Below are 24,676 nucleotides of genomic sequence, written 5' to 3' on the forward strand. Positions count from 1 at the left end.
CAGGAAGCGCCCGATTACGTCTACCAGCGCACCGTGCATCCCGAGGATGCGCCCGACACGCCGGAAATGGTCGAGATCACCTTTGAAAAGGGCGATGCCGTGGCCATCAACGGCGAAGCGATGTCGCCCGCCACGATCCTGACCAAGCTGAACGAGCTGGGCGGAAAGCATGGCGTCGGTCGTCTGGACCTCGTGGAAAACCGCTTTGTCGGCATGAAGTCGCGCGGCATTTATGAGACACCCGGCGGCACCGTTTTGCTCGAGGCGCATCGCGGCATCGAGCAGATCACGCTGGACAGCGGCGCCGGCCACCTCAAGGATTCGATCATGCCGCGCTATGCGGAACTGATCTACAATGGCTTCTGGTTCTCACCTGAGCGGGAAATGCTGCAGGCGCTCATCGACAAGAGCCAAGAGCATGTCACCGGAACCGTGCGCGTGAAGCTCTACAAGGGCTCGGTCAACACCGTTGCGCGCTGGTCAGATCATTCGCTTTATTCCGAGGCGCATGTGACCTTCGAAGAGGACGCCGGCGCCTATGACCAGAAAGACGCGCAGGGCTTCATCCAACTCAATGCGCTGCGCCTGAAACTGCTGGCAGCGCGGAACCGTCGTCTTTCGGACAAGTAGACCGAAAAAAGGCCCGCCAAGGACTCGGCGGGCCTGACACTCGTCACTTGCGCAGCTTACTGCGCAGACACAACCTTCATCACCAGCGCGTCATCGACGCGGATCGGGCCGTCTTCCTTGGCGCCGAGCGTGTATTCGAAAACACCGGTGGACATGCCACCGTCTTCGCCATGCACCATCAGCATGAGCATATCGCCGGACGCCACGTCCTCTTGAAGGATCGCGGAAACGTCGGTGTTCTCGCCCTCCTTGAGCGGCGCATAGCCCACGACCGGACCCGGCTTCATGTCGGACCCGGTGCGGTGCACCACCAGCCAGCCATTCGCGGGCGCAACGACGCTGGACGCGGTCACGGTTCCGCCGGACACGTCTTGGTCCATCGCGTCGACAGACGGCGCCATCGAATGGCCTGCGGCCGTAAGGGCGGTCGCGGAAAGGGCGAAAATCGTGGAAGCAATTGCGTATTTCATCTTCAATCTCCTTTGAAACACGGGACGTTTGGCCCGCTCACCCCAGCAGCCACGAAGCACGAGATCCGAAAGTTTCAGTTGGGCTTTGAAAAAATTGCCTTCAGGGACGCAACTTGACCGCTTCAAGCTTGCGGTAGGCCGGCAAGGTCCGCGCGACAAGATCGGACAAGGTACCGGACAGACCCGGCAAAGGCCCCTCGGGTCCTGCGAAACCGGTGCTTTGATGCACGGATTTGTACCAATGAGGTGCCCATGCGCCGTCGTAAGGCTTTGGCCCGGCGGGCCAGCGCAGCATGGCCGGATCGAACGCCAACCCGACCGCGTCACACAGTTTCTGCAACATGCGATGGGGCGTGTTCCGAATGTCGGCGCTGTCGATCACAACCGGTGATTGCCCCAGTGACCGAACATGGTCGAACAAACCGACCTGGGCCTCGAAGCCGATGTCGTCGGCGGTCAGGTCCGGATAGCCCTTGGCAAAGCTCGCCACGACACGCGCCGGATGCCGGATCAGGAACACGTTGATACACTCACCCATGAAGCCGCGCGGAATTCCGTCGATCATGTGCTGGCACATATGCTTGTGATAGGCGTGGGTTTTGCCGTTCGGCAGGGGCCCCAACAGAGACTGTTCGACCTCGAAACCGTCCTCGGGCCTGCTTTGCAGTATGGCGTCGCGCATTGGATGGTCCAGCCCGGTCAGCCGCAGGTATGGCCCGTAAAACGGCTCGTCCACCACTGCGAAATCGGCACGCTGCGCAAAGGCATACATCATCGCCGTCGACAGGTTGCGCGGTCCCGACCACATCGCCAGTCTCACAATCGTGTCTCCGTATGGCCAAATCACAGGAACGGTACCGGCTGAACAACGTTACGCAAGCAATAACCGCTTTTCACCTTTCAGTGAGAAGACTGCATGGAAATTGCACCATGCCAGCGTTTCATCGCAGTCTGTCGCCACTTCTCAAGGAGAGATCTCATGCGCCTTCTTCGCCGTTCCCGCCCTGCCCTTCTGGCCCTGTCCATCATCGCCGGAGCCTGCCTCCACTCGACCGGAGCCAAAGCTGATGAAATCCGCGACATCGTCGTCGCCGGGGGATGTTTCTGGTGTGTCGAGGCCGATTTCGAGCGGGTCCAAGGCGTCAAGGAGGCCGTATCGGGTTACACCGGCGGCAATGTCGCCAATCCGACCTACAAACAGGTCACGGGCGGCGGAACAGGACATTACGAAGCCGTCAGGATCAGCTACGACAGCGACAGCATCAACCGCAACCAGCTGTACGATCTGTTTTTCCGCTCGATTGACCCGACAGATCCGGACGGGCAGTTCTGCGATCGCGGTCAAAGCTATGCAACCGCCATATTCGTCTCGAACGCTGCCGAACGCGCGGCCGCAGAAGAGGCAAAAGCCGACGCAGAGGCCGAGTTGGGACAGGAAATCGTCACACCGATCCTCGACGCCAAGCCGTTTTACGAGGCCGAGGACTATCACCAGGATTACTACAAGGGCACAAATCGCGTTCTGACACGCTTTGGCCCGATCCAGCAGGCCGAGGCCTACAAACGCTACCGCGAAGGCTGCCGTCGTGACGCGCGCATCGAAGAGCTTTGGGGCAGCGACGCACCGTTTCTGACGAACTAGGCCAACCGCGCATCCTGCACGTCTTTCAGATCGGGGATCACATCCGCCGTTCCGTGACGGGTGACCATGATCGCCGCCGCCTGCTGACCCAGCGAAATCGCCTGCTCCATCGGCATGCCCCGATCCAGACCGGCGACCAGAAAGCCGGTGAACGTGTCACCCGCGCCTGTCGTGTCGACAGGCGTGACCGGGATCGCCGGAAAGCGCTGATCTGTGCCCAGATCGGTGTTGAGCCACCGGCAGCCTTCGCCACCCAGCGTCACGACGATATCCCGAACCGGCAAATCGGAAAGGTTCGTGCCGGTGGCCCTTGCCAATTGTTCGGCCTCGACGGCGTTCATGACAAGCACATCAAGAAGCGGAAGCACGGCCTGAACCGCGCCGGAATCGAAAGGAGCCGCCGCGTAGACCACCCGCAGCCCCTTTGCCGACGCCAAGGTCGCGCCGTCGCTCTGCCCCGATGTTTCGTTCTGAAAGAGGAAAATATCCGCTTCGGTCGCGTCATCCAGTGCGACGGCGATATGTGTCTCTGTTATGGCCCGATTGGCCCCCGGGAACAGCAGGATCGCGTTTTCGCCCTGCCCGTCCACCATGATCACGGCATGCCCTGTCGGCGTGGCAAGCTCCGAGATATGCCGCGTGTCCACGCCATATTCCAAAAGCCGCTCGACGGCCCATCGCCCGTCAAACCCGACCGCCCCGATATGGGTCGCACGGGCCGCCGCACGTGCGATCGCGACCGACATGTTCGCGCCCTTGCCGCCCAAGCCGCGACTGTGATCGGTCGAGGCCAAGGTCTCGCCCGGCGACAGAAGATGCGGCACTTGGTAGAACAGGTCCGCATTGATGGACCCAAGGTTGAAGACCGCCACCTCAGCCTCCTTTGCAGGCCGCAAGCACCGACATGTTCAGAATGTCACCGGCGGTCATGGAGGTCGAGCAGATCTGGATCGACTTGTCGACACCGGCAAGGATCGGACCGATCACCGTGGCCCCGGCCATTTCCTGCATCAGCTTCACCGAGATAGACGCGGAATGGCGTGCCGGAACGACAAGGATGTTCGCCGGGCCCGTCAGCCGCTGGAACGGATAATATTTCTGGGCTGTGCGGTTCAGGGCGACATCGACGGTCATTTCGCCTTCATATTCAAAGTTCACGCCCCGCCGGTCCAGGACACTTGGCGCGATGTGCATCTTTTCGGCCCGCTCGGAGACCGGGTAGCCGAAGGTCGAGAACGACACGAAGGCAACCCGCGGCTCGAGCCCGATCAGACGCGCCACCTCGGCCGCGCGTTCGGCGATGTTGGCCAGGTCTTCTTCATCTGGCCATTCATGCACCAACGTGTCGGCGATCAGCACGATCCGCCCCTTGTGCAACAATGCGGTGACCCCTGCCGCGCCATGCGACGCATCCGCGTCGAAGACGTGATTGATCAATTCCATCACATGCGCCGATTTGCGCGTCGCCCCGGTGACAAGCGCATCTCCATGACCCTGCTGCAACATCAGCGCGCCAAAGACATGGCGGTCGCGTGCCGCGAGGCGGTGGATGTCCTGCCGATCATGTCCCTTGCGCTGAAGACGGTCGTAGAGGAACTCCTTGTACCGATCGAGGTGCTTGGTGTTGGCGGCATTCACCACCTCCACTTCGCGCACTGCGTCGCCCAGCCCGGCCTCTTCCAGCTTGGCCTTCACATCGGCTTCGCGCCCGACGACAAGCGCCTTGCCGAAGCCGGAGCGCTGATACATCACCGCCGCCCGCAACACGCGCGGATCGTCCCCTTCGGCAAAAATCATCCGGGCCTGCGCCGTACGGGCACGGGCGTTGATGCTGCGCAGGATGCTGGCCGTGGGATCCATCCGCGATTTCAAGGATTCCTCGTAGGCGTCCAGGTCGATGATCGGCCGCCGCGCCGCACCTGTGTCCATGCCGGCCTTGGCCACGGCGGTCGGAATGCGGTGGATCAGTCTCGGATCGAACGGCGTCGGGATGATGTAGTCGCGCCCGAAGGTCAGGCTTTTGCCATAGGCCAGCGCCACCTCGTCGGGCACATCCTCACGGGCCAGGTCGGCCAGCGCTTCGGCACAGGCGATCTTCATCTCGTCATTGATCGCGCGCGCATGGATGTCCAACGCGCCCCGGAACAGGTAGGGAAAGCCCAGGACGTTGTTCACCTGGTTCGGATAATCGCTGCGCCCGGTGGCGACGATCGCATCCATCCGCACCTCGTGCGCCTCTTCGGGCGTGATCTCGGGGTCGGGGTTCGCCATCGCGAAGATCACCGGATTGTCGGCCATCGACCGCACCATGTCCTGTGTGACGGCTCCCTTGACACTGACCCCAAGAAAGACATCGGCCCCCACCATCGCCTCTTCCAGAGTGCGCGCGTCGGTCTTGACGGCATGGGCCGATTTCCACTGGTTCATGCCGTCGGTCCGGCCTTGGTAGATCACGCCCTTTGTGTCCGCAACGATGCAGTTCTCGTGCCGCGCGCCCATCCGCTTGAGAAGCTCGATACAGGCGATGCCCGCCGCTCCGGCCCCGTTAAGAACGATCTTCACGTCCTCGATCTTCTTGCCCGACAAATGCAGCGCGTTGATCAGACCTGCGGCGCAAATCACCGCTGTCCCGTGCTGGTCATCGTGGAAGACAGGAATATCCATCTCTTCCTTGAGGCGCTGTTCGATGATGAAACACTCGGGCGCCTTGATGTCCTCGAGGTTGATGCCGCCAAAGGTCGGCCCCATCAGGCGCACCGCCTTGCAGAACTCGTCCGGGTCTTCGGTGTCCAGCTCGATGTCGATGGAATTCACATCCGCGAACCGCTTGAACAGGACGGCTTTCCCCTCCATCACGGGCTTGGACCCAAGCGCGCCCAGATTGCCCAGACCCAGAACCGCGGTGCCGTTGGAAATCACCGCGACCAGGTTGCCCTTGTTGGTGTAATCATAGGCCAGTCCGGGGTCTTTCGCGATATCCTCGCATGGAACGGCCACACCCGGAGAATAAGCCAGCGACAAGTCCCGCTGCGTGGTCATGGGAACGGTGGCCTGCACCTCCCATTTGCCGGGGGTCGGTTCGAGGTGGAACGCCAGCGCTTCTTCGCGGGTGAATTTCGGGTTGGACATGCGTCAGGGGCCTCGTAGATCAAATTCGGGTTTTCCACCCGGGTCGGTCGTCTTAATGTCACGCCAAAGCACCAAGGGGAAGCTTGTGAACGCGAATAAATCACCCGTCACACCCATGATGGCGCAATATCTGGAAATAAAATCCCAGTACGCAGACGCTTTGTTGTTCTATCGCATGGGTGATTTTTACGAATTGTTCTTCGATGATGCAGCCGCAGCATCCGAGGCGTTGGACATCGCGCTCACCAAGCGCGGCAAACATGACGGAGACGACATCCCGATGTGCGGTGTGCCGGTCCACGCCGCCGAAGGTTACCTGCTGACGCTCATCCGCAAGGGGTTTCGCGTCGCCGTCTGCGAACAGATGGAAAGCCCGGCAGAGGCGAAGAAGCGCGGGTCAAAATCCGTCGTCAAACGAGATGTGGTGCGGCTGGTCACGCCCGGCACCCTGACCGAGGAAACACTGCTCGAGGCGCGGCGGCACAACTTTCTGGCCGCATTGGCCTGTGTCAGAGACGATTGGGCGCTGGCCTGGACAGATATCTCCACCGGCGCGCTCCACGTTTTGCCCCTGACATTGGCCCGTGTCGGTCCCGAACTGGCGCAACTGTCGCCGGCCGAGATCCTGATGGCTGAAGGCAGTGACGACGCAGTGACGACCGTTCTGCGCGATCTGGGTCTGGAACCAACATGGCTTGGTAAATCAAGCTTTGATTCCACCGGTGCGCATGCACGGCTGACCGAGCAATTCGGGGTCTCTTCTCTGGATGCCTATGGCCAGTTTTCGCGCGCCGAATTGTCGGCCATGGGCGCATTGATCGACTATCTTGACCTGACGCAGAAAGGCCGGCTTCCCCTGCTGCGCCCGCCACAGCAGGAAAAGCTGGGCAATTCGATGCATATCGACGCCGCAACGCGTCGGAACCTCGAATTGACGCATTCCTTGCAAGGTGGGCGTACCGGGTCACTTCTATCGGTCATCGACCGCACCGCCACCGCCAGCGGCGCACGGCTTCTGGAACGGCGTCTGTCCACACCGTCTCGCGATCTGTCGGTGATCCGGGGCCGTCAGGAAGCGATCACTTGGGCCATATCGGATCCCATGACCGCCCGTCAGGTCCGCGATGCCCTGAAGCGGGTGCCGGATCTGGACCGTGCCCTGTCCCGTCTGGGACTCGAGCGCGGCGGCCCGCGGGACATGGCGGCGATCCGCAACACATTGGCACAGGCCGAGGCGATTTCCACCGTGTTGGAGACACATGAGTTGCCCGACATCCTGCGAAGCGCGGTCGGCGCCTGCAAGGGGCACGACACGCTGATGGGGCTGCTTGACGACGCCCTGATCGCGGAACCGCCGCTTCTGGCCCGGGACGGCGGGTTCATCGCGCCGGGTCATGATGCCGACCTGGACGAGGCGCGCAAGCTGCGCGACGAAGGCCGCAGTGTGATCGCCGGGCTGCAAGCGCAGTATTCCGAGGCGACGGGCGTGTCGGCGCTCAAGATCAAGCACAACAATGTTCTGGGTTACTTCATCGAAACGACATCGACCCATGCGCAGAAGATGATGGCGCCGCCGCTGAACGAAACCTTCATTCACCGCCAGACCACCGCGAACCAGATCCGCTTTACCACGGTCGAACTGTCCGAGCTTGAACGCCGCATCATGAACGCGGGGTCCGAGGCAATCGAGATCGAAAAGCGGCTCTATGCTGGCCTGAGCCGCGCCATTCTGGACGAACAGCCCGCCTTGAACGCACTTGCGACCGGGCTGGCGGAACTCGACCTCGCCACAGCGCTGGCCGACCTTGCGACGGACCTTGATTGGTGCCGCCCTCTTGTCGATGACAGCCGGGCCTTCGAGATCGAAGCGGGGCGACATCCGGTTGTCGAACGCGCGCTCAAATCGCAAGGCGACACCGGGTTCGTCGCCAATGATTGCGGTCTGTCTGCGGACAGCGAAAAAGCCGCGATCACCCTGCTGACGGGGCCGAACATGGCGGGTAAATCGACCTACCTGCGCCAGAACGCGCTTATCGCCCTGCTGGCGCAAATCGGGTCCTATGTACCCGCCAAGTCGGCCCATATCGGCCTTGTCAGCCAGATTTTCAGCCGTGTCGGCGCATCAGACGACCTTGCGCGCGGACGGTCCACATTCATGGTGGAAATGGTCGAAACCGCCGCGATCCTGAACCAGGCCGATGACCGCGCCTTGGTCATCCTCGACGAGATCGGGCGCGGCACCGCGACCTATGACGGCCTGTCGATCGCATGGGCCACGCTGGAACATCTGCAATCGGTCAACAAGGTCCGCGCGCTTTTCGCCACGCATTATCACGAACTGACCGCTCTCGCGACGCAACTGGACGGCGTGAAAAACGCGACGGTCGCGGTGCGCGAGTGGGAAGGCGACGTGATCTTCCTGCACGAGGTCCGGGATGGGGCCGCAGACCGGTCTTACGGGGTACAGGTTGCCCAGCTTGCCGGGTTGCCCCCTGCGGTCATCACGCGCGCACGGTCGGTTCTGGACGCCCTGGAAAAAGGCGAACGCGAAAACACCTCACCGAAGGCGTTGATCGATGATTTGCCCTTGTTCTCGGCAGTAGCCAACGCACCGCAGCCGGTGAAGCCCGCCGCTGAAAACAAGATCGAGGCACAGATCAAGGATCTGCACCCCGACGAGATGACGCCGATGGACGCGCTTCAGGCTCTGTATCACCTGAAAACGCTCCTGTCGGACAGTTAGTTTGAGGATTTCGGCATTGAGCTTACGCCGACCTGAGCTGGACGCAGCAGGCGATCGTACAGCATGAACCCTTCGGTCGACACCTGGATGATGTCGCCGGCCTTGGTGCCGGGCACGGGCGCTTCGAACATCGCTTCGTGCTGTTGCGGGTCGAACTTGTCGCCAACCTCGGGTCTGATCGCGGTGACGCCATGTTTGCTGAACACGTTCAGCAATTCGCGCATCGTCAATTCCACGCCTTCGATAAACGCCTTCGACGCCTCGCGTTGGTCTTCGGGAATGGCATCCAGGGCGCGCTGCAGGTTGTCGTAGACGGGCAGCAGATCGCGCGCCAGTCGAGATCCGCCATATTGCTGCGCCTCGCGGCGGTCCTTGTCGGATCGTTTGCGCGCGTTCTCGGCATCCGCCAGCGCCCGCATGAATTTGTCTTTCAGATCGTCCCGCTCTGCGCGCAAGGCATCCAGTTCTGCGTCATCGTCAGTGATCTCTTCCTCCAACGCTTCGTTTTCCTCTGCCTCAGCCTCGGCCAGGCTATCGAGAAAATCTTTTGTATGATCCGTTTCGGCCATCTCGTTACCCTTGGTTGCGGTCGCCGAGTAGTTTCCCGACGAGCTGCGCGGTGTAGTCTACGATCGGTACGATGCGCCCATAGTTGAGGCGTGTCGGGCCGATGACCCCCACCGCACCGATTATTTTACGATCAGCGTTCATATATGGAGACACGACCAAAGAGGAACCCGAAAGTGAGAAAAGTTTGTTCTCTGACCCGATAAAAATGCGCACACCGTCGCCCTGTTCGGTCAGTTCGAGGAATTCGGCAATGTCCCGCTTGCGTTCCAGATCATCGAACAATTCGCGGATCCGGCTCAGTTCCTCGGCATGTGCGTCTTCGGCCAGAAGGTTCGACCGCCCACGCACGATCAACCGCTCGGAATGGCTGCCATCCTCGTCCCACATCGCGAGACCCTGCTCGACCAGCGTGGCTGCCAGCGCGTTGAGCTCCTGCCGTTTTGCCGAGATTTCCTCTTTCATCGTGCGCCGCAATTCGGAAAGCGTCCTGCCCTCGACGAGCGCATTCAGGAAATTCGCCGCTTCCCGCATGGAACTGGGCGTCTGGCCCGGTGGCGGCGTGAACAGGCGATTCTCTACATGCCCATCGGCGAAGACCAGCACCACAAGCGCCTGATCGCCGCCGACATGCACGAATTCGATATGCTTGATCGCGGCTTCGTGCTTTGGCGTCAAGACAAGCGACGCCCCTTGCGTGACGCCGGACAGGGCCGATCCGACCCGATCAAGGATCGTGCCCACGTCCTGGCTGTTGCTGGTCATCGTGTCGTCGATCTTCTTGCGATCATCCTGGTCGAGATCGCGCACCTCGAGCAGCCCGTCGACGAACATGCGCAGCCCCAGCTGTGTCGGCACACGCCCCGCACTGATATGCGGGCTGTCCAGCAGGCCTAGGAATTCAAGATCCTGCATCACGTTGCGAATGGTCGCCGCCGATACCTTTTCATTCAGCGTGCGCGTCAAGGTCCGGGACCCGACAGGTTCCCCGCTGGACAGGTAGCCTTCGACCACCTTGCGGAAGACCTCCCGAGAGCGGTCGTTCATTTCATCCAGTATTTTCGATCCGTCGTTCAATCGCTCACCTCGTTTCGCTGGTGACAGCCCCTCGTATGCCAGACTATCGGCTTGCGAAACCGCAAAGCCTGATTGTATCCGTACACGGCAATCAAAGGGACATACCATGCGACCGTCAGGACGGAAATTAAGCGAAATGCGCGCGGTTTCAATCGAAACCGGGATCAGCAAGCACGCAGAAGGGTCATGCATGATCCGCATGGGCGACACCCATGTGCTCTGCACGGCAACAATCGAAGACCGTGTTCCGCCCTTCATCAAGGGGTCGGGTCTTGGATGGGTCACGGCCGAATACGGCATGCTGCCCCGCTCCACCACCAGCCGGATGCGCCGCGAAAGCACCACCGGCAAGCAACAGGGCCGCACCGTCGAGATTCAGAGACTGATCGGGCGCAGCTTGCGGGCCGGTGTCGATCGCGTGGCCCTTGGCGAACGCCAGATCAGCATCGACTGCGACGTGATCCAGGCCGACGGCGGAACCCGCTGCGCGTCGATCACCGGCGGTTGGGTTGCCCTGCGTCTGGCCGTCAACAAGCTGATGAAGGCCGGCGACGTGACAAGCGATCCGCTGATTTCGCCCGTCGCTGCCGTAAGCTGTGGTATCTACGCCGGTCAACCGGTACTCGATCTCGATTACCCCGAGGATTCCGAAGCAGGCGTCGACGGCAACTTCATCCTGCGCGGCGATGGGCAATTGATCGAGGTTCAGATGTCCGCCGAAGGCTCGACCTTTTCGCGGGATCAGATGACACAACTTCTGGACCTGGCCGATGCCGGCGTTCAGGAACTGGTCGCGCTTCAGCTCAAGGCGGCAGAATGACACGCAAATTCGCAGGAGACCGTCTTCTGGTCGCGACCCACAATCAGGGGAAGCTGGACGAGATCGCGGATCTTCTGAAGAATTACAAAATCTCGGTCGTTGGCGCGGCCGAGATGGATCTGCCCGAACCCGAGGAAACCGGCACCACCTTTGTCGAAAACGCGCGGTTGAAGGCGCATGCAGCGGCCAAGGCGACCGGCCTTCCCGCTTTGTCCGATGACAGTGGTCTCGAAATCGATGCGTTGAACGGTGCTCCAGGCGTCTATACGGCGGATTGGGCGGAAACAGGGTCTGGTCGGGATTTCGTCATGGCGATGGAAAAGGCGCATGACGCCCTTCTTAAGTCGGGCGTTCAGCCCCCCTGGACCGGTCGGTTTTGCTGCACCCTGGTCCTGGCCTGGCCCGACGGCCACGACGAGGTGTTTCCCGGAAAGATGGAGGGCCAGATCGTCTGGCCGATGCGGGGCGACCAAGGTCACGGCTATGATCCGGTCTTCCAGCCGACTGGCTATGGCATGACCTTTGGGGAAATGGACCGGTGGGAAAAAAACCGGATCAGCCACCGCGCCGACGCGTTCAGAAAATTCGTGGCCGGGTGTTTTGACTGAACTCTGGCAGGAGCGTGGCTTTGGCCTTTATGTGCACTGGCCATTCTGCGCCGCAAAATGCCCCTATTGTGACTTCAACAGCCACGTCAGAGCGCAAATCGACCAGACAAAATGGGCCGACGCGCTAGCTGCCGAGATCCGTCGCGCAGGCATCGAAACCGGCCCCCGTGTCCTGACATCGATCTTCTTTGGCGGCGGAACGCCAAGCCTGATGCACCCTGACACCGTTGCCACGATCCTGGCGGCCGCGCGCGATGTCTGGAGCTTTGCCAACGACATCGAAATCACGCTCGAGGCCAACCCGACATCGGTCGAAGCACACCGTTTTGAAGGCTACGCCAGGCACGGCGTCAACCGGGTTTCCCTTGGCGTACAGGCTCTCAACACGCCCGACCTTCGCAAACTGGGCCGGTTGCACACCGCGGAAGAAGCGCAACTGGCGTTTTCGGTCGCCCGCGAATTCTTTGATCGCGTCAGTTTCGACCTGATCTATGCACGACAGGATCAAACCCTGGATGACTGGCGCGCCGAACTGGGCACAGCACTTGATATGGCGGTCGATCACTTGTCGCTCTATCAGCTGACCATCGAGGAAGGCACCGCCTTTTGGGACCGGGCCGAACGCGGCTTGCTCAGAGGTCTTCCCTCCGATGACCTTGGAGCAGATCTCTACGATCTGACGCAAGACTTGTGCGAACAGGCCGGTTTCATCGCTTACGAAGTCTCGAACCACGCGCGGCCCGGCGCGGAGTCGAAACACAACCTCCTGTACTGGCGTGGCGGAGATTATGCCGGGATCGGCCCCGGCGCGCATGGGCGACTGACGATCAACGGCCAGCGCCATGCCACCGAATGCTGGAAACAACCTGAAGCTTGGCTCAAGGCGGTTGATGCGGGATCAGGGATCAAGGTCAAGGAAGGTCTGTCGATACCAGATGTTGGGGATGAACGGCTGATCATGGGCCTTCGTCTTCTTGAGGGCATAGATATCGAGGATGTTTCGGTCGTTCTGGATTGGCCAAGACTGCAAAGCCTCACCGAGGAAGGCTATATCTGGCAATCAGACAGACGCATCGGGGCGACACCCAAAGGCCGCCCCCTTCTCAACCACCTGATCTCGCAATTGGCAAAAAGTTAAATCATCGTCCCGCGCTCAGAACCATGCAGAGCGCATCCAGGTCTTCCAAAGTATCATAACTGATCGACACCACACCGGCATCCTTTCCGGCCTGATGGTTGATGCTGACCTTCATTCCAAGTGCCGCAGACAGATCGCCTTCGAGCGCTTTTGTGTCGGCGTCCTTGCTGGTTGTGGACGGTTTGTCCGAACGCGTTCTTTTCGGCGCACCATCCGGATTCAACGCATCACGAACCAGCTTTTCGGTTTCCCTCACGGATAACCCATTTCGCACGATCTGGTCGGCCAGCAATTTCGGATCCGGCGCCGTGACAAGCGCGCGGGCATGTCCTGCGGAAAGCTTTCCATCGGTGACCGCTTGCTTGACAGCGTCCGGCAAGTTCAAGAGCCGGAGCAAGTTGGCAATATGACTGCGGCTTTTTCCAAGCGCCTGGGCCAGCTTTTCTTGTGTATGCCCGAAGCGCGTCATCAATTGCTCGTATCCCGCCGCCTCTTCGATTGCATTCAGATCGGCACGCTGGATATTTTCTATGATCGCGATTTCCAGGACATCTTCGTCCGAGAGATCCCGAATGACCACGGGCACATCATGCACACCCGCCGCCTGCGCGGCACGCCAGCGACGCTCACCCGCGACAATCTCGTATTCGGTGTCGGATCCACCCCGCCGCCGAACGATCAGGGGCTGAATGACGCCCTTGCTCTTGATGGAGTTTCGCAATTCTTCCAGCGATTCCGCATCGAACTGACGCCGCGGCTGGTCCGGGTTCGGAAAGAGCTGCTCGATAGGCAAGCTCCGTGCCGGCCGGGGCGCTTCGGGTGCTGCACTGACCTCTGCAGCCGGTTCAATGTCTGCCATCAAGGCAGACAGGCCACGCCCCAATCCGCGCCGCTGCTCTTTCTTATCGGACATGGCTTTTCCTCACGCTGCTGTCACTTTTTCGGTCTTGCCTAGAAACTCAAGGGCCAAGGCGCGATACGCGGCGGCACCCTTGGAATTCGTATCGTATTCGAGAACCGGCATCGCGTAAGATGGGGCTTCGCTCACCCGGACATTTCGGGGAATCACCGTGTTGAACACCAGCTCCCCCAAATTGTCGCGCGCGTCCGCCTCGACCTGCTGCGAGAGGTTGTTTCGCGAATCGTACATCGTCAGGACGACACCTTCGATCCGCAGACCTGGATTTGCCGATTGCCGCACTTCCCGGATTGTCAGCATGAGCTGGCTCAGACCTTCCAACGCGAAGAATTCGCTTTGCAGCGGAACCAGCACCGAATGCGCCGCGACCATGGCGTTTACCGTCAGAAGGTTCAACGACGGCGGACAGTCGACAAGGATAAAGTTAAATCCGAATTGGTCCATATCGGTTTGGCGCAGCGCATCATGCAGCAGGAAACTGCGTTTTTCATTGGCGATAAGTTCGATATCGGCAGAACTCAGGTCCGTCGTCGAGGGCACGAGGCTGAGATTGTCGAGATGCGTCTTGCAAATGATATCACTCAGCGGGAAATCATCCAGCAGCAGATCATAGGTCGTCGCGCGGCGATTTTCGGGCATGATGCCCAGCCCGGTTGAAGCGTTTCCCTGGGGGTCCAGATCGACAACCAGCACGTTCTGTCCGATTTCTGCCAAGGCCGACGCAAAATTTATCGCAGTCGTGGTTTTACCAACCCCGCCCTTTTGGTTGGCGATCGCCATGATTTTCGGTCCAGCGGGGCGCGTCGGGTCATACACGTGAGAGCTCTCCAATCTCCAGAAGTGCTGCGTCAGGGCTTGTTTCGCTTTTATGGTTTTTACAGGTGAATCGCCACTTCTTTCGCGCTTCCACGACTTCATTTTGCCATGTGGCGCCTTTGAGAAACAGAGCCGTGCCACGGGGTGCCCGATGAATTTCTACAAAGGAAAGAAGGTCTGTCAGCGGTGCCAGCGCCCGCGCGCTGACAACGTCTGCGTTTTGGGGGTCGGCACGTTCAATGCGGTTTGCAATCACGTTCAACGGTGTATTTGTTTCACGTGAAACAGTCCGCAGGAACGCCGCCTTGCGCTGATCGCTTTCGATCAGCGTAACCTCAAGCTCTGGCTTCACAATGGCTATCACCGCACCGGGAAATCCGCCGCCTGAACCGAGATCGACCCAGGATCGCGCGCCGGGCGGACAAAGATACCCAAGCTGTAGGGAATCCTCAAAATGTCGGCGAGCCGCATCTTTTAAGGAGCTTGATGATACCAAGTTGATCTTGGACGACCATTTCTTCAAGAGCTCAAGATATATGTCCAGCTTCGCTTGTGTTTCACGTGAAACATTCATCCTGCGACGCGCGCTTTCGGTTTATCATTTCTCAACTTCGACAAAATTAAAAGAAGCGCAGAGGGCGTCATCCCGTCAATGCGCGATGCTTGGGCCATGTTGGCCGGCTTGGAGGCCGCAAGTTTGAGTTTGAGTTCGTTCGAAAGCCCTTCGATGCCAGAAAACGCGAAATCTGTGGGAATGATTTGGGATTCATCGCGCCGCAACGCATCGATGTCTTTTTTTTGCCGCTCGATATAATTCGCATACAAGGCATCCTTCGCCAACTGTTCGCGCGTCTTTGCGTCAATCGACATTAATCGAGGCTCAATCGCAACCAAGGCATCCCAAGTCACCGCTTCGATGGCCAACGCCTCTACCCCTGTTCGCTTGGAGCCGTCTTGAGAGATGTCCACACCGGCATCCACCAATTGTTTGGACGTCACGACAAGCGACTCCAGCGCCATCCGTCCGGAAGACATGCGTTCCATCTTTTCAGTAAACGCGGCAATTCGCTCTTTCCCGACGCAACCCAGCGCCATGGCCTTGGGTGTAAGTCGTTGGTCTGCGTTGTCTGCACGCAGCGACAACCGATATTCGGCGCGTGAGGTGAACATGCGATATGGTTCGGAAACACCGCGCGACGTCAGGTCGTCGATCATCACCCCGATATAGCTGTCTGACCTACTGAACGTCGTCGGCTCCAACCCTTGCGACCGGCGCGCGGCGTTGAGGCCCGCGACCAACCCTTGGGCTGCCGCTTCCTCATAGCCGGTTGTCCCATTGATTTGCCCGGCGAGGTACAGCCCGCTACAGGATTTCAGCGACAGATCGAGGTTCAGGGACCGCGGATCGACATAGTCATATTCAATGGCATATCCAGGCTGGAGAATTTCCGCGTTCTCGAGCCCCCGAATGGAACGGACATACTCCAATTGCACCTCTTCCGGAAGCGACGTCGAAATTCCATTTGGATATATGGCATGGTCGTCAAGCCCTTCGGGCTCAAGGAAAATCTGGTGCGAGTCCTTGTCGGCAAAACGCACGATCTTGTCTTCGATCGACGGGCAATACCGCGGGCCGACGCCTTCGATATGACCGCCATACATGGCAGAGCGATCAAGGTTCTGGCGAATGATCTCGTGGGTTTTGGCGTTGGTATGTGTGATCGCACACGGAACCTGGCGGGCTGTTGGGGTGGTGGAGAGGAAGGAGAACATCACCGGTTCGTCGTCACCCGGTTGTTCGTCAAGACCAGCCCAATCAATCGTCCGCCCATCCAGACGCGGTGGGGTCCCGGTTTTCAGGCGTCCCAAGGGAAGATCGAAACCCGACAAGGTATTCGCCAGATCGTTGGACGGTTGTTCGCCCATGCGACCGCCCGCGATCTGACGATCCCCGATATGGATGATTCCCCGCAAAAATGTGCCGGTCGTAAGGATGACGGACGGCGCTGTCAGGTGCTGTTCACCATTGATTTGAACGCCGGAAACCTTTGCACCCGCATAAATAAGGTCGGTTACCTCACCGGTCAAAATTGTCAGGTTTGCCTGTGCTTTCGTGGCCTTCAGCATCTCGCGCTGGTAAATCTTGCGGTCTGCCTGTGCTCTGGGGCCTTGCACGGCTGGGCCTTTACGTCGGTTGAGCAAGCGAAACTGGATACCTGCCAAATCGGCAACACGGCCCATGACACCGTCAAAGGCATCGATCTCGCGAACCAGATGACCTTTTCCCAGCCCGCCAATGGCGGGGTTGCAGGACATGACACCGATGCCAGATTCGTTCAAGGTCACCAAGGCAGTTCGCGCACCAAGGCGCGCCGAGGCGTGTGCCGCTTCACAGCCAGCATGCCCACCGCCGACAACGATGACATCGAAATCAAATTGTTTCACGTGAAACACTCCTTACTTTCCGATGCAGAAGCTCGAAAACACCTTGTCGAGCACATCCTCGACATCCACCCGTCCAACCAGACGTTCCAATGCAAAAACAGCCAAACGAAGGTCTTCCGCAGCAAGATCGTAATGCTCCGGACCGGATTCAACAAGTCTTTGGCAATTCTTCAGGTACAGGCATCCTTCCATCAGCACATCCTTTTGACGTGTGTGGGAAACAAGGCCGGCTGAGGTCGCCCGTGACAACAGAAACTCCTTGACCCGATCAACGAGATTTTGAACCCCGGCTCCCGTCACGCCGGACACGGCTTCGCTCTGAGGAAACAAGTCCGCCTTGCCCTGCACCACGATATCATGGCTTTTGGGCGTGATAAGTTCGAACTCCCCCTCGCCTTTCAGAAACACGCGCAGATCTGCGGCGGCGGCCCGGTCGATCGCGCGCTGAATTCCGATGGATTCAACCTGATCTTGGGTTTCGCGCAAACCCGCCGTATCCAGGAACGTCACGGGGAGCGTGTCGAGATCCATACGCACTTCAATGACATCCCGTGTCGTTCCGGCGATTTCCGAGGTGATTGCGGCGTCGCGTCCCGCCAGCGCGTTCAGCAAGGTTGACTTGCCCGCGTTCGGTGGACCCACAATCGCCACCTCGAACCCCGTACGGACGCGTTCGGCAACACCAAAGCCGTTGAGTTCGGTTTCGATTGTAGTGATGACCCCGTTCAGAAGACGCATTACATCTTCGGAGACATCAACAGGGACCTCCTCATCGGCGAAATCGATCGTCGCTTCAAGGAGCGCCAGAGCATGGATCAGATCGGTCCGCCACGTTTCGGCTTTTTCGCGCAGGTGGCCCGTGAAGCCATTCAACGCCTGCTTGCGCTGCATTTCGGTTTCAGCTTCAATCAGATCGGACAAGGCTTCGACCTGTGTCAGGTCCAACCGGCCGTTCACCAAGGCACGACGGGTGAATTCCCCGGCGTCCGCTGCCCTGAACCCAGGAAGAGTTTTCAGACTGTTCAGAACCGCGTTGATAATCGCAAGACTGCCGTGGACGTGGAATTCGACAACCGGCTCCCCTGTAAAGCTCGCTCCTTCCTCAAAGGTCAAAACGAGCGCTTCGTCGATAAATCCGCGGTCTGCATGAGTCAGCTGACGCAAAGATGACTTGCGGGCCTCCGGTGGTTCAAAGCCGAACGCGCGGCAGCTCGCGACCGCGACCGGACCAGACACCCGAATGACTGCAACGCCGGATTTTCCCGGAGCCGTTGCCAGGGCAAAGATTGTGTCCATGACGTTGCATGCCCGTCAGGTTTACGAATTCATCGAGTCGAAGAATTCCGAATTCGTCTTGGTTTGCTTGAGCTTGGAGATCAGGAACTCGATCGCGTCCGTGGTGCCCATCGGATTCAGGATGCGGCGCAGGACAAAGGTTTTTTGCAGGTCGATCTTGTCGACCAGCAGTTCCTCTTTCCGCGTTCCGGACTTCAGAATATCCATCGCCGGGAACACGCGCTTGTCCGCGACCTTGCGGTCCAGAACGATTTCCGAGTTGCCGGTACCTTTGAATTCTTCGAAAATCACCTCGTCCATCCGGCTGCCGGTATCGATGAGCGCGGTCGCGATGATGGTCAATGACCCACCTTCTTCGATGTTTCGCGCGGCACCAAAGAAGCGCTTGGGACGCTGAAGGGCGTTGGCATCGACACCACCGGTCAGAACCTTGCCTGACGACGGCACGACAGTGTTAAATGCTCTACCAAGTCTTGTGATAGAATCGAGAAGAATAACAACATCTCGTTTATGCTCCACCAGACGCTTGGCTTTTTCGATCACCATTTCAGACACAGCAACGTGGCGGGTCGCTGGTTCGTCAAAGGTCGATGACACCACCTCGCCTTTGACCGAGCGCTGCATGTCGGTCACTTCTTCCGGGCGTTCGTCGATCAGAAGAACGATAAGGTAACATTCCGGGTGATTGCGCTCGATCGAATGAGCAATGTTCTGGAGCAGAACCGTCTTGCCCGTTCTCGGCGGCGCGACGATCAGGGATCGCTGGCCTTTGCCGATGGGCGCCACCAGGTCGATGATCCGCGCCGAGCGATCCTTGATCGTGGGATCCTCGATTTCCATGTTGAGACGTTCGTCGGGATAGAGCGGCGTCAAGTTGTCAAAGGCGATCTTGTGGCGGGCGCGTTCCGGTTCCTGGAAATTGATCTGGCTGCAACTCAGAAGCGCGAAGTAGCGTTCGTTGTCTTCCGGTGCCTTGATTTCACCGTCAATCGTATCGCCGGTGCGCAACGAGAATTTCCGGATCATTTCCGGGGAGACGTAGATGTCGTCCGGACCGGGAAGGTAGTTGGCTTCCGGAGACCGGAGGAAGCCAAAGCCATCCTGAAGAACTTCGAGAACCCCGTCCCCGAAGATCTGCCAGCCTTCATCCGCGCGTTCGCGCAGGATCTGGAACATGATTTCGCCCTTACGCATGGTCGATGCGTTTTCGATCTCAAGTTCCTCGGCCATGGCCAAAAGGTCTTTGGGGCTTTTTGCCTTCAGGTCGGCAAGATTCAGATTTTCGGTCATGAAATATCCCGGACTGCGGGTATGCGCAGTCGTGTCATTTTTGTCTCAGGAAAGTCTCGTCCAGAACAGGACTGTGCTGCTCTTAGCCGAGGGGACCAAGCGTGTCAAACCTCCCCTCTTTCTTTAATAAATAAGGAAAATAGAAAGGATTTGGTTGTAAGTGGTCAAAACCCCAGACTGTGGATTAACGATTTATCCTCTGTTTATCCCGAGGTTTCAAATCCTGTATACTTGTGGGTGTAAGTGGTGAATTTTTCTGAAATCTGACATAACATTCTGATAGTAAGTAAAATTTTTTTCTATGGGCTGTGGATATCTCCGGGATAAATCTGCAACACCCTGACATTTGACGGGTTGTCACCTCCTGCGACTTATCCTTTCCACACCCCTGAAAACTGACCCCGACGCAAAGTGTAACTTGTCGAGATCTCTTCCGGCTTGCTGAACTCGGCGGTTTTCCTCAAAACACTCCGGTAAACAAACCCACGTTGTCCGTAGAGTTGTCCACATGAATCCTGATCTTGTCCTGGCGTCCGGGTCCGACATTCGCGCCCAACTGCTGCGAAACGCGGGGCTTCGATTCGAGGTTCAGGTTGCTCGAATCGATGAAGAGGCGGTTCGGCGGGCGCTCGAAGCGGAAGAGGCGTCGCCTCGTGACGTTGCCGACACCCTGGCCGAGATGAAGGCGCGGAAGGTTTCCGACAAGATGCCCGGTGCGCTGGTGCTGGGCTGCGACCAGGTGCTTTCGGTCGACAAGAGCATCCTGTCGAAACCATCGAGCCGGCAGGAAGCGGGCGATCAGCTGCGGATGTTGCGCAACAGGTCCCATACGCTTTTGTCGGCGGCCGTGCTTTACCAGGATGGCGAACCGACATGGCGGCATGTCGGTGTGGTCCGGCTCAGGATGCGGGATGTCTCGGACACCTATCTGGACGCCTATCTTGACCGCAACTGGGACAGCGTTCGGCAGTCGGTCGGGGCCTACAAGCTCGAGGAAGAAGGGGCACGCCTGTTCACGCAGGTTCAAGGCGACTATTTTACAGTGCTTGGTCTTCCGCTACTGGAACTCCTGAGCCACCTTGTATTGACCGGACGGATCGACGGATGAGTGATACCAGAATACCCTTGGCGGCCGTGATCGGTCATCCGGTTGCGCATTCCAAAAGCCCGAATGTGCATGGCTACTGGCTTCGGAAATACGGATTGAAGGGGCATTACATCCCGATGGACATCGCGCCGGAAAAGCTTGCCGATCTGTTGCCGCGCCTCGCCGATCTGGGTTTCGTCGGTGCAAATGTCACGATACCGCACAAGGAAAAGGTGATGGAGATCGCCGATCTCATCACCGATCGCGCAACCCTGATCGGGGCGGCCAACACGCTTATTTTCCGCAAGGACGGGCGTATTCATGCGGATAACACCGACGGGTACGGCTTTATCGAGAATATCCGTCAGACGATCCCGGACTGGGCTCCGAAAACCGGCCCCGCCGTTGTCCTGGGGGCCGGCGGCGCGGCGCGCGCCGTGCTGGCGTCCTTGCTCGATGTCGGAGTTCCGCAGATCCTTCTGACCAACCGCACGCGTATCCGGGCCGAAAAGCTGCGCGAGGATTTCGGCAACAGGGTGCAGGTGGTAGAATGGGTGCAGGCCGGCAACGTGCTCGAGGATGCGGACCTGGTGGTGAACACGACATCGCTGGGAATGACGGGAAAACCGGAAATGCGGGTGCCCCTGGACGGGCTGAAGCCCGGCGCGGTGGTGAATGACCTGGTGTATGCACCGTTGCGCACACGTCTGCTTGCCACGGCGGAAGAGCGCGGATGCCGGGTTGTCGACGGTCTGGGCATGTTGCTGCATCAGGCGGTGCCCGGATTCGAGCGCTGGTTCGGCAAGCGCCCGGTGGTCGACGAAAACGTCCGCGCGGCGGTATTGCGATGACCTTCCGGCTGGGCTTGACCGGGTCGATCGGCATGGGCAAATCGACTACGGCGCAGATGTTCGCCGAGGCCGGATGCGCGGTCTGGGATGCGGACGCGGCGGTCCACCGTCTTTACGCCGAGGGTGGCGCTGCCGTGTCGCCGATGGAAGTCCTGTTTCCTGACGCAATTGTCGGCGGCGTCGTGGACCGCGCCGCCTTGCGGGGGATCATCGGGAGCAATCCCGATGCGTTGCGCGACATCGAGGGGATCGTGCATCCCTTGGTGCGGGAGGACCGGGCGACCTTTGCACGGATGGCTGATGCCGATATCCTTGTCTTCGACATTCCCTTGCTTTTCGAAACCGGATCGGAGGCCGAGATGGATGCGGTAGCATGTGTCACTGTTCCGCCTGAAGTGCAGGAAAAGCGCGTTCTGGAACGCGGCTCCATGACACGGGAACAGTTCCTGGCGATCCGGGACAAGCAGTTGCCCAGCGTGGAAAAATGCAAACGCGCGGATTTCGTCATTGTGACCGACACTCTTGAACATGCCCGCGCGCAGGTTCACGATGTATTGGAACAAATCAGGAAACAAATGACCGATGCGTGAAATTGTCCTCGATACGGAAACAACCGGGTTCGAGCCGGATCAGGGTGACCGGATCGTCGAGATCGGCGCAGTCGAGCTTTATAACCATGTGCCGACCGGTCGGACCTATCACCAGTACATCAATCCGCAGCGCGCGATGCCGCAAGAGGCGTTCGCGGTGCATGGTCTGGGCGATGACTTCCTGCGCGACAAGCCGCTGTTTGCCGACATAGCGCAAGCCTTCGTGGATTTCATCGGGGATGCCAAGCTGGTCATCCACAACGCGACCTTCGACATGAAATTCCTGAATGCGGAACTGTCCTGGCTGAAACGTCCGGCGATTCCGCTGGATCAGGCGGTCGATACCCTGGCCATTGCGCGGCGCAAGTTTCCCGGATCGCCGGCGTCTCTGGACGCGTTGTGCCGCCGGTTCGGGATCGACAATTCGTCACGCACCTTGCACGGCGCGCTTCTCGACTCCGAAATCCTGGCCGAGGTGTATCTTGAACTTATCGGCGGCAAACAGCCGGATTTTGGGCTGAAGGTGTCGCAGGGCAGGTCCGGTTCGGAGGCCGAGGCGCGGGACTGGCGGCCTCAGCCGCGGCCGACGCCCCTGCCCTCGCGGATTTCAGACAGCGAAAAGGCGGCTCACGCCGCCTTTGTCGAGAAACTTGGGGATGCCGCCTTGTGGAAGCGGCTTCACTGAATCATGCCTCTGCGGTTTCGGACTTCTGCTCGCTTGCCCGGCGCGCCAATTCGGTGCGATAAAGCTGAAGGAAATCAATCGTCTCGAGGTTCAGCGGCGGGAAGCCACCGTCGCGTGTGACGTCGCTCACGATGCGGCGCACAAACGGGAAGAGCATGCGCGGGCATTCGATCAGCAGGAACGGATGCAACTGTTCCTCGGGGACGTTCTCGACATGAAACACCCCTGCATATTCCAGTTCAAGCACGAACAGCGTGTTGCCGCTTTCCTTTGCCTTGGACGTGATCTGTAGCTTCAGGATCACTTCATACTGGTTTTCTGCACTGCGCTTCTTGGCGTCCAGATTGACCTGAAGCTGCACATCGGGCTGCACATCGCCCTGAACACCCTTCTGGGCAAGGATGTTTTCGAACGACATGTCGCGCACGAATTGTGCAAGAACGTTCATCTTGACGGGCGCCTGTTGCTGCGCGGGTTGTTGTGCAGCGCCGTTGCCGTTGGTTTCGGGCGTTTCAGCCATGTGTCTCTCCCTCGGATCAATCCGTTGTAAAAGTTGGCTGTTGCTTATCAGCCGTTGACAGAAGCCTCAATGCTTCGTCCATCCCGAGCCTTGATGTGTCGGCTTTTTCGGTTCCGAGACCTCGTGAAAATCGGCGTCGATCACCGTGTCGCGGGGGCCACGGGGCCGGTTGGGGTTATATGGGTCCTCGGGCTGCGGACCCATTTCAAAGCGCCGCACCTTGATATGCTTGCGCAGGTAGCGGATCAGGGCCGACCTTACCGGCGGCGCCAAAAGGGCAAACCCGACACCGTCGGTGAAGAACCCCGGTGTGAGCAGCAAGGCACCGGCGAGCAGGATCATCGCTCCGTGGGCAAGCGGTTCCGACGGGTCTTCGAGCCGCGAGAATGACCCGCGCAAATTATTCAGGGCCATGATACCCTGGGACCGGACAAGATAAGTCCCCAGGATTGCCGTCAGGACAACGATTCCGAGCGTCGGCCAGAGACCGATCCATCCGCCAACTTGGATGAACAATCCGATCTCGATCAGGGGAACGAGCAAAAAAGCCACAAACAGCCACATATCGGGGCACTCCTTTCGCTGGGCGTACGGTGGACTATGCAACGCCCAGCACCTACATAAGGACGCAACAACGACGTTTCCACTTTGGTCTGGGCGAGGTCCTGATGAATTCTCCGCTAATACAGCTTCTGGTGCTTGCGGGCATTGCCGTGTTTCTGATCCTGCGCTTGAAAAGCGTTCTGGGCACACGGGAAGGTTTTGAAAAGCCGTCTGTGCCTGAACAGCAAGGGCATAAAAGCTCGCGTCCGGATTTCGAAGTGATCGAAGGCGGCCCGGATCACGATATTGTTGACCATGTCGATGCTGACAGTGATGCGGCGGATGCGCTGGCGCGGATGAAGCGCGCAGAGCCGTCTTTCGGGGTCGGTGACTTTCTTGGTGGAGCGCGCGGCGCCTACGAGATGATCCTGATGGGTTTCGAGCGCGGCGATCTGGCGCAGATCAAACCGTTCCTTGCCGACGACGTCTACGAGACCTTCGCGGACGTGGTCGAAGCGCGCAAAGAGCAAGGTTTGACCATCGAAGCGGAATTCGTCGGCGTTCGCGAAATGTCGCTGGTGGATGCAACTTTCCATGACGACACACGGACCGCTGAAATAACGGTCAAGTATATCGGTGAGCTTACGTCGGTTGTGCGCGACAGCTCGGGCGAGATCATCGAGGGGTCGTCGACGCAGGTGAAGCGGCAGAAGGACGTTTGGACATATGCACGTCGTATGGGTGCGGATGATCCGAATTGGCAGCTTGTCGCCACGGGCGAATGATTGCACGGCTCAGTGCAGCACTTCT

24 protein-coding genes and 1 pseudogene are annotated in these 24,676 nt (G+C 59.2%); 11 read left to right on the forward strand and 14 right to left on the reverse strand.

Translation table 11 applies throughout. The features are described 5' to 3' along the window. Nucleotides 1–630, forward strand: a pseudogene (locus LCF60_RS07155) (argininosuccinate synthase domain-containing protein); the annotation flags it as partial. A 56-nt stretch (nucleotides 631–686) separates the two neighbouring features. On the opposite strand, the gene LCF60_RS07160 reads toward LCF60_RS07155, so the two are convergent. Both LCF60_RS07160 and LCF60_RS07165 read right to left on the reverse strand, forming a co-directional pair. Further along, nucleotides 687–1,100, reverse strand: coding sequence for a hypothetical protein (locus tag LCF60_RS07160; protein ID WP_292290721.1), 414 nt, complete (start codon nucleotides 1,098–1,100; stop codon nucleotides 687–689). Nucleotides 1,101–1,200: 100 nt separating this feature from the next. Continuing rightward, a complete protein-coding gene (locus LCF60_RS07165; protein ID WP_292290722.1) occupies nucleotides 1,201–1,920 on the reverse strand; it encodes an HAD family hydrolase in 720 nt (239 codons plus the stop codon). 159 nt (nucleotides 1,921–2,079) lie between these two features. Here LCF60_RS07165 and msrA point away from each other — a divergent pair, with 159 nt between their 5' ends. After that, nucleotides 2,080–2,742: a peptide-methionine (S)-S-oxide reductase MsrA gene (gene msrA / locus LCF60_RS07170; protein ID WP_292290723.1), complete on the forward strand. Its 663-nt coding sequence runs from the start codon at nucleotides 2,080–2,082 to the stop codon at nucleotides 2,740–2,742. On the opposite strand, the gene LCF60_RS07175 is transcribed toward msrA, so the two are convergent. Then, nucleotides 2,739–3,614, reverse strand: a complete 876-nt coding sequence (locus tag LCF60_RS07175) for a ribokinase (protein ID WP_292290725.1) — start codon at nucleotides 3,612–3,614, stop codon at nucleotides 2,739–2,741. The two genes, msrA and LCF60_RS07175, sit on opposite strands and share 4 nt — an antisense overlap. Before the next feature lies 1 nt (nucleotide 3,615). Next, nucleotides 3,616–5,871, reverse strand: a complete 2,256-nt coding sequence (locus tag LCF60_RS07180) for an NADP-dependent malic enzyme (protein WP_292290726.1) — start codon at nucleotides 5,869–5,871, stop codon at nucleotides 3,616–3,618. A 115-nt stretch (nucleotides 5,872–5,986) separates the two neighbouring features. Between LCF60_RS07180 and mutS the strand changes: the two genes are divergently transcribed. After that, a complete protein-coding gene (mutS, locus tag LCF60_RS07185; protein WP_292290853.1) occupies nucleotides 5,987–8,614 on the forward strand; it encodes a DNA mismatch repair protein MutS in 2,628 nt (875 codons plus the stop codon). On the opposite strand, the gene LCF60_RS07190 is transcribed toward mutS, so the two are convergent. Continuing rightward, nucleotides 8,611–9,183 carry a nucleotide exchange factor GrpE gene (locus tag LCF60_RS07190; protein WP_292290728.1) on the reverse strand — a complete coding sequence of 191 codons (573 nt, stop codon included), beginning with the start codon at nucleotides 9,181–9,183 and terminating at the stop codon, nucleotides 8,611–8,613. The two genes, mutS and LCF60_RS07190, sit on opposite strands and share 4 nt — an antisense overlap. A gap of 4 nt (nucleotides 9,184–9,187) precedes the next feature. Next, complete coding sequence (gene hrcA, locus LCF60_RS07195; protein ID WP_292290730.1) at nucleotides 9,188–10,258, reverse strand: heat-inducible transcriptional repressor HrcA; 1,071 nt, start codon at nucleotides 10,256–10,258, stop codon at nucleotides 9,188–9,190. A gap of 106 nt (nucleotides 10,259–10,364) precedes the next feature. Here hrcA and rph point away from each other — a divergent pair, with 106 nt between their 5' ends. From rph to hemW, 3 genes are read left to right on the forward strand one after another with little or no spacing between them, the layout of a single operon-like run. After that, nucleotides 10,365–11,078, forward strand: a complete 714-nt coding sequence (rph, locus tag LCF60_RS07200; RefSeq protein WP_292290732.1) for a ribonuclease PH — start codon at nucleotides 10,365–10,367, stop codon at nucleotides 11,076–11,078. Further along, nucleotides 11,075–11,686 carry an RdgB/HAM1 family non-canonical purine NTP pyrophosphatase gene (gene rdgB, locus LCF60_RS07205; protein ID WP_292290733.1) on the forward strand — a complete coding sequence of 204 codons (612 nt, stop codon included), beginning with the start codon at nucleotides 11,075–11,077 and terminating at the stop codon, nucleotides 11,684–11,686. The genes rph and rdgB overlap by 4 nt, the downstream gene beginning before the upstream one ends. Next, on the forward strand, nucleotides 11,679–12,824 hold the full coding sequence (hemW, locus tag LCF60_RS07210; protein ID WP_292290735.1) for a radical SAM family heme chaperone HemW: 1,146 nt from the start codon (nucleotides 11,679–11,681) through the stop codon (nucleotides 12,822–12,824). The genes rdgB and hemW overlap by 8 nt, the downstream gene beginning before the upstream one ends. Nucleotide 12,825: 1 nt before the next feature. Here the strand turns inward: hemW and LCF60_RS07215 are convergent, their stop codons facing one another. From LCF60_RS07215 to rho, 6 genes are read right to left on the reverse strand one after another with little or no spacing between them, the layout of a single operon-like run. Next, nucleotides 12,826–13,737, reverse strand: coding sequence for a ParB/RepB/Spo0J family partition protein (locus LCF60_RS07215; RefSeq protein ID WP_292290737.1), 912 nt, complete (start codon nucleotides 13,735–13,737; stop codon nucleotides 12,826–12,828). Nucleotides 13,738–13,746: 9 nt separating this feature from the next. After that, entirely contained in the window at nucleotides 13,747–14,559 is an 813-nt protein-coding gene (locus LCF60_RS07220) for an AAA family ATPase (protein WP_292290855.1), read from the reverse strand. Next, complete coding sequence (gene rsmG, locus LCF60_RS07225; RefSeq protein WP_292290738.1) at nucleotides 14,552–15,133, reverse strand: 16S rRNA (guanine(527)-N(7))-methyltransferase RsmG; 582 nt, start codon at nucleotides 15,131–15,133, stop codon at nucleotides 14,552–14,554. The genes LCF60_RS07220 and rsmG overlap by 8 nt, the downstream gene beginning before the upstream one ends. After that, nucleotides 15,130–17,013: a tRNA uridine-5-carboxymethylaminomethyl(34) synthesis enzyme MnmG gene (mnmG, locus tag LCF60_RS07230; RefSeq protein WP_292290739.1), complete on the reverse strand. Its 1,884-nt coding sequence runs from the start codon at nucleotides 17,011–17,013 to the stop codon at nucleotides 15,130–15,132. The genes rsmG and mnmG overlap by 4 nt, the downstream gene beginning before the upstream one ends. A 3-nt stretch (nucleotides 17,014–17,016) precedes the next feature. Then, nucleotides 17,017–18,300, reverse strand: coding sequence for a tRNA uridine-5-carboxymethylaminomethyl(34) synthesis GTPase MnmE (gene mnmE / locus LCF60_RS07235; RefSeq protein ID WP_292290740.1), 1,284 nt, complete (start codon nucleotides 18,298–18,300; stop codon nucleotides 17,017–17,019). A 21-nt stretch (nucleotides 18,301–18,321) separates the two neighbouring features. Beyond that, on the reverse strand, nucleotides 18,322–19,590 hold the full coding sequence (gene rho / locus LCF60_RS07240) for a transcription termination factor Rho (protein WP_292290741.1): 1,269 nt from the start codon (nucleotides 19,588–19,590) through the stop codon (nucleotides 18,322–18,324). Between the two features lie 508 nt (nucleotides 19,591–20,098). Here rho and LCF60_RS07245 point away from each other — a divergent pair. Genes LCF60_RS07245 through dnaQ form a run of 4 tightly spaced genes read left to right on the forward strand, consistent with a single transcriptional unit; the run spans nucleotide 20,099 to nucleotide 22,803 of the window. Beyond that, nucleotides 20,099–20,698 (forward strand): Maf family nucleotide pyrophosphatase, encoded by a 600-nt coding sequence (locus LCF60_RS07245; RefSeq protein WP_292290742.1) that lies wholly within the window; start codon nucleotides 20,099–20,101, stop codon nucleotides 20,696–20,698. Beyond that, on the forward strand, nucleotides 20,695–21,528 hold the full coding sequence (locus tag LCF60_RS07250; RefSeq protein WP_292290744.1) for a shikimate dehydrogenase: 834 nt from the start codon (nucleotides 20,695–20,697) through the stop codon (nucleotides 21,526–21,528). Before LCF60_RS07245 ends, LCF60_RS07250 begins: the two co-directional genes overlap by 4 nt. Next, the gene (gene coaE, locus LCF60_RS07255; RefSeq protein ID WP_292290745.1) at nucleotides 21,525–22,118 is read left to right on the forward strand and encodes a dephospho-CoA kinase; all 594 of its coding nucleotides are present in this window, start codon (nucleotides 21,525–21,527) and stop codon (nucleotides 22,116–22,118) included. The genes LCF60_RS07250 and coaE overlap by 4 nt, the downstream gene beginning before the upstream one ends. Continuing rightward, entirely contained in the window at nucleotides 22,111–22,803 is a 693-nt protein-coding gene (dnaQ, locus tag LCF60_RS07260; RefSeq protein WP_292290747.1) for a DNA polymerase III subunit epsilon, read from the forward strand. The genes coaE and dnaQ overlap by 8 nt, the downstream gene beginning before the upstream one ends. Before the next feature lies 1 nt (nucleotide 22,804). Here the strand turns inward: dnaQ and secB are convergent, their stop codons facing one another. Beyond that, the gene (secB, locus tag LCF60_RS07265) at nucleotides 22,805–23,323 is read right to left on the reverse strand and encodes a protein-export chaperone SecB (protein ID WP_292290748.1); all 519 of its coding nucleotides are present in this window, start codon (nucleotides 23,321–23,323) and stop codon (nucleotides 22,805–22,807) included. Nucleotides 23,324–23,389: 66 nt separating this feature from the next. Beyond that, a complete protein-coding gene (locus tag LCF60_RS07270) occupies nucleotides 23,390–23,887 on the reverse strand; it encodes an FxsA family protein (protein ID WP_292290749.1) in 498 nt (165 codons plus the stop codon). A gap of 104 nt (nucleotides 23,888–23,991) precedes the next feature. On the opposite strand from LCF60_RS07270, the gene LCF60_RS07275 reads away from it, so the two are divergent. After that, nucleotides 23,992–24,651, forward strand: coding sequence for a Tim44/TimA family putative adaptor protein (locus LCF60_RS07275; protein WP_292290752.1), 660 nt, complete (start codon nucleotides 23,992–23,994; stop codon nucleotides 24,649–24,651). Nucleotides 24,652–24,676 lie beyond the last annotated feature (25 nt).

It is taken from the genome of Marivita sp., from assembly GCF_020055635.1.
Classification (GTDB): Bacteria; Pseudomonadota; Alphaproteobacteria; order Rhodobacterales; family Rhodobacteraceae; genus Marivita.